6 protein-coding genes are annotated in these 4045 nt (G+C 67.3%); 3 read left to right on the forward strand and 3 right to left on the reverse strand.

Translation table 11 applies throughout. The features are described from left to right. Both MTR62_RS20255 and trxA read left to right on the forward strand, forming a co-directional pair. The coding region (locus tag MTR62_RS20255; protein WP_244024349.1) for a PD-(D/E)XK nuclease family protein at window positions 1-515 on the forward strand (515 nt) is incomplete at its 5' end. Between the two features lie 80 nt (window positions 516-595). Continuing rightward, window positions 596-916, forward strand: a complete 321-nt coding sequence (gene trxA / locus MTR62_RS20260; protein ID WP_244024351.1) for a thioredoxin — start codon at window positions 596-598, stop codon at window positions 914-916. A gap of 84 nt (window positions 917-1000) precedes the next feature. Here the strand turns inward: trxA and MTR62_RS20265 are convergent, their stop codons facing one another. Genes MTR62_RS20265 through argJ form a run of 3 tightly spaced genes read right to left on the reverse strand, consistent with a single transcriptional unit; the run spans window position 1001 to window position 3699 of the window. Continuing rightward, window positions 1001-1819 carry an inositol monophosphatase family protein gene (locus MTR62_RS20265; RefSeq protein ID WP_244024353.1) on the reverse strand — a complete coding sequence of 273 codons (819 nt, stop codon included), beginning with the start codon at window positions 1817-1819 and terminating at the stop codon, window positions 1001-1003. A 20-nt stretch (window positions 1820-1839) separates the two neighbouring features. Beyond that, window positions 1840-2463 carry a glutathione S-transferase family protein gene (locus MTR62_RS20270; protein ID WP_244024355.1) on the reverse strand — a complete coding sequence of 208 codons (624 nt, stop codon included), beginning with the start codon at window positions 2461-2463 and terminating at the stop codon, window positions 1840-1842. Window positions 2464-2472: 9 nt separating this feature from the next. Further along, window positions 2473-3699, reverse strand: a complete 1227-nt coding sequence (gene argJ, locus MTR62_RS20275; RefSeq protein WP_244024357.1) for a bifunctional glutamate N-acetyltransferase/amino-acid acetyltransferase ArgJ — start codon at window positions 3697-3699, stop codon at window positions 2473-2475. An 86-nt stretch (window positions 3700-3785) separates the two neighbouring features. Here argJ and MTR62_RS20280 point away from each other — a divergent pair. After that, a partial coding sequence (locus MTR62_RS20280) for a hypothetical protein (protein ID WP_244024358.1) occupies window positions 3786-4045 on the forward strand: 260 nt, incomplete at its 3' end.

Consider the following 4045-nt stretch of genomic DNA (forward strand, 5'->3'; position numbering starts at 1 on the left):
GCAACGCGGCGCGGCGCGGCACGGTGCTGCACGCGCTGCTTGAACGTCTTCCCGCGATTGGGCCGGAGCGGCGCGAGGACGACGGCGCGCGCTGGCTGGCGCGCAACGCCGCCGATCTTGACGCGGAAACCCGCGCGCAGCTGCTCGCCGATGGGCTGGGCGTCGTCTCGCACCCGGACTGGGCCGCGCTGTTTTCGCCCGAGAGCCTGGCCGAAGTGCCGGTGGCCGCGGTCGTTGGCGGGCAGGTGGTGGCGGGCACGATCGACCGGCTGGTGGTCGGCCCCGATCGCGTGCGGCTGGTCGACTTCAAGACTTCGCGCCGCCCGCCCGCGACGATCGAGGAGGTGCCGCGCGGTATCCTGCGCCAGATGGGGGCCTATGCCGCCGCGCTCGAAGTGACCTTTCCGGGCCGCGCGATCGAGGTCGCGCTGCTTTACACGGCGGCGCCCCGGTTGATCGAGGTGCCGTGGGCTGTTCTCGCCGCGCACAAGCCCGCCTTGAGCGGCGCGGAGTAATCCTTTTGCCCCGCAGGCGTTGCCTCGCGGCGTTTCATGCCTAGATTGGCCACCAAACACAGTTTCGAGGAGTTTTATCCATGCCGACCATTGCCGTTACCGATTCCAGCTTCGAGGATGACGTCCTCAAGTCCGAAACTCCCGTCCTGGTCGATTTCTGGGCGGACTGGTGCGGTCCGTGCAAGATGATCGGTCCGGCTCTCGAGGAAATCTCGGACGAGCTCGAAGGCAAGGTCACCATCGCCAAGATGGACATCATGGCCAACACCGATATTCCCGGCCAGATCGGCGTCAAGTCGATCCCGCTGATGGTGCTGTTCAAGGGTGGCCAGCCGGTCGCGCAGAAGCTGGGCGCCGCGCCCAAGAGCGCGCTCAAGGGCTGGATCGAAAGCGAGATCTGATCCGCACCGGATCGTCTGCGCCTTCGCGGGTACGATTGCTGAAAACGACAGGACCCCTCTTGCGCCGCAGGGCGCGGGAGGGGTTCAGTCCATCTGGAGCGCGAGCCGGGCGAAATCCTCCCACAGCGCCGGGCTGGCCGCACCGATCAGATCGCGCCGTTCGTATTCGTCCACCCGGTAGGCGCTGCCGTCGGGCCGCGCGGCCTTGCCGCCCGCTTCGTTGAGGAACAACGCGCCCGCCGCATGGTCCCAGGGCAACGTGCGGTTGAACATCGATACGTCGTTGGTGCCCAGCACCAGCCGCGGGTACTGTTCGGCCGCGCAGCGCGGAATGTCGGCGAGCGTGTAGTGCGGCGCGGCCAGTTCCAGGAACCGGTCGCGCTGGCCGGGCTCCATGAAGATCGTCGAGATCGCGGCCACCGGCGGGGTTGCCCCGGTGGTGCGTGCGGTGATCCGGTAATCGCCGATATGCGCGCCCTGGCCGAGCCCTGTGTGGCAGAAGCGCCCGGTAAGGGTGTCGAGAATCCAGCCCCCGATCGTCTCGCCCTTGTCCGCGAGCGCGACGAGTACGCCAAACGGCGCCTTGCCCTGCGAGAAGTTCATCGTCCCGTCGAGCGGATCGACGATCCAGCACAGCTTGTCCCTGAGCTGTTCGAGCACCGCAGGATCGGCGGCGACGGCTTCCTCGCCGACCACGGCGGCTTCGGGCAGGAGCTGCGAGAGCCGCGCGGTCAGGATCGCCTCGCTTTCCTGGTCGGCGATGGTGACCACGTCGAAGATGCCGTTGGCGCTCTTGTCCATGATCTGGTCAGTTTCCAGCTTGCGGTAGCGCGCCTTGATCGCCCGGTCCGAGGCTTCGCGCATGATGGTCTCGACCGCGGCGGTGAGGGTGGGGGTAATCATGGCGGGGCTCCGCGGCAAGGTCAGGTGAGGGGGATCATCACGTAGGGGGCAAAACCCGGCCGTTCCTGGATGCGCGCGTACCAGTCGGCCAGCGCCGGAAATTCCGGCTTGTCGAAGGGCAGGCTGAACCAGGTGTAGGCATAGACCCCCATGGGAATGTCACCGATGCCGAAGCGGCCGCCCGAAAGCCAGGGCTGCTCGGTCAGGTAACGGTCGAGAATGGCGAGCTGGGCCGCGCACCGGGCGACGTCGCGCGCGATGGCCGCGTGGTCCCATTCCTCGGGCTTGACGCGGGCAAAGCTGAGGAAAGGCAGGCGCTGCGCGTCGGCGTAAGTGACCTGCCAGTCCATCCAGCGATCGCCGGTCGCACGGTCGAGCGGATCGGCGGGGAACCAGCGCTCCCCACCGTATTCGGCGGCCATGTAGCGCAGGATCGCGTTCGATTCCCACAAGCTGATCTTGCCGTCCTCGATCATCGGCACGAGGCGGTTGGGATTTTTCGCGAGGTAGTCCTCGGTATAGCCAAACGACCCGCCGATATCGATCCGCTGGTAGTCGAGGCCGAGTTCCTCGGCAAACCACACCACCTTCTTGACGTTGTGCGAGTTGAGGCGGCCCCAGATCGTGAAGAACGGCTTGGTCATGGTGGCCCCTTAGCTGCGGTAGTCGGCGTTGATCGAGATGTAGCCGTGGGTGAGATCGCAGGTCCACACCGTGGCCGCGCCATCGCCCAGCCCCAGGTCGACCTGGATGGTGACGTCCTGGCCCTTGAGGTGCGCGGCGACCGGCGCCTCGTCGTAGTCGGCGAGGGGCAAGCCCTGCTTCGCCGCCCAGATGCCGCCGAACCCGATCGAAAGCGTGTCGCGATCGGCCGGTTCGCCCGCCTTGCCCACCGCCATGACCACGCGGCCCCAGTTGGCGTCCTCACCGGCGATGGCGGTCTTGACCAGCGGCGAGTTGGCGATTGCCATGCCGACCTTGCGCGCGCTTTCGTCCGACACGGCGCCCGAAACGGTGACGGCGATGAACTTGCTCGCGCCTTCACCGTCGCGCACGACGAGGTGGGCGAGCTGGCGGCAGACATCGCCGATCGCGGCGGCAAAGGCATCGGCGCCGGGACTGTTTTCGTCGATCAGCGGCGCGTTGCCCGCTTGCCCTGTGGCAAAGGCCAGTACGGTGTCGCTGGTCGAGGTGTCCGAATCGACCGTGATGCACGAGAACGTGCGGGTGTTCGCGGCGGAGAGGCACTGCTGGAGGAACGCGGGCGAAACCGCCGCGTCGGTGAACAGGTAGCCCAGCATCGTCGCCATGTCGGGCGCGATCATGCCCGAGCCCTTGATGATCGCGCTGATCGTGATCGTCGTCTCGCCGATCAGCGCGCTCGCCGTCGCGCCCTTGGCGAACGTGTCGGTGGTGGCGATGGTGTTGGCCGCCTCTTCCCAGCTGCAGGGCGCGGCGACGAGCGCCTTTTCCACCCCTTCGCGCGCCTTGTCCTTGGGCAGCGGCACGCCGATCACCCCGGTCGAGGAGACGAAGACTTCTTCGCGCGCACAGCCGACGTGGCGCGCCACCTGGTCCATGATCTGTTCGACCGCCTCGCGCCCGCGATAGCCGGTAAAGGCGTTGGAATTGCCCGCGTTGACGACCAGCGCACGCGCCGAGCCTTGTGCGATGTTGGCGCGCCCGATCTCGACCTCGGAGGAACAGCATAGGTTCTTGGTGAAGACCCCCGCGACCGCGGTGCCCGGCGCGAAGGTGACGTAAGTCAGGTCGCAGCGGCCCCAGTTCTTGTACCCCGCGCGCACGACATGCGGCGTGACGCCCGCGATCGCAGGCAGTTCGGGAAAGGGCTGGGCGAGCGGTGAGACAGGGTGAGTCATGATGCCTTGCGCGGTAACGCATGGCCCGGCGAGGTCAAGCATCGTGGAGAAATCGGAGCGAAATTGCGCGCCGTTCGCGCTTGGGAGTGGACTATTGGGAGGCCAGTTACTATCTGCTCCCCATGGCCAACCGCCTGCTGCTTACCCTGCTTGCCCTGTTGACGGGCCTTGCTGCGCAAACCGATGCGCGGGTGGCGCGTGCCGCGCAGGTAGCTGCGGTGGTCAATTTCAGCCAGATGGCGGACGCGGCCGCGCAGGCCAAGGCTTCGCGCGCGCCGGTCGCGCTGGCCCGTCTTCCCGAACCCGGACGGCGCAACACGCGCCTCTTCGCGCCCGCCGCGCGCAC

The organism is Novosphingobium organovorum (assembly GCF_022832435.1).
GTDB lineage: Bacteria > Pseudomonadota > Alphaproteobacteria > Sphingomonadales > Sphingomonadaceae > Novosphingobium > Novosphingobium organovorum.

Coding starts and splice junctions, on each gene's coding strand:
- trxA (WP_244024351.1), top strand. CDS start 596: ATGCCGACCATTGCCGTTACCGATTCCAGCTTCGAGGATGACGTCCTC.
- MTR62_RS20265 (WP_244024353.1), bottom strand. CDS start 1,819: ATGATTACCCCCACCCTCACCGCCGCGGTCGAGACCATCATGCGCGAA.
- MTR62_RS20270 (WP_244024355.1), bottom strand. CDS start 2,463: ATGACCAAGCCGTTCTTCACGATCTGGGGCCGCCTCAACTCGCACAAC.
- argJ (WP_244024357.1), bottom strand. CDS start 3,699: ATGACTCACCCTGTCTCACCGCTCGCCCAGCCCTTTCCCGAACTGCCT.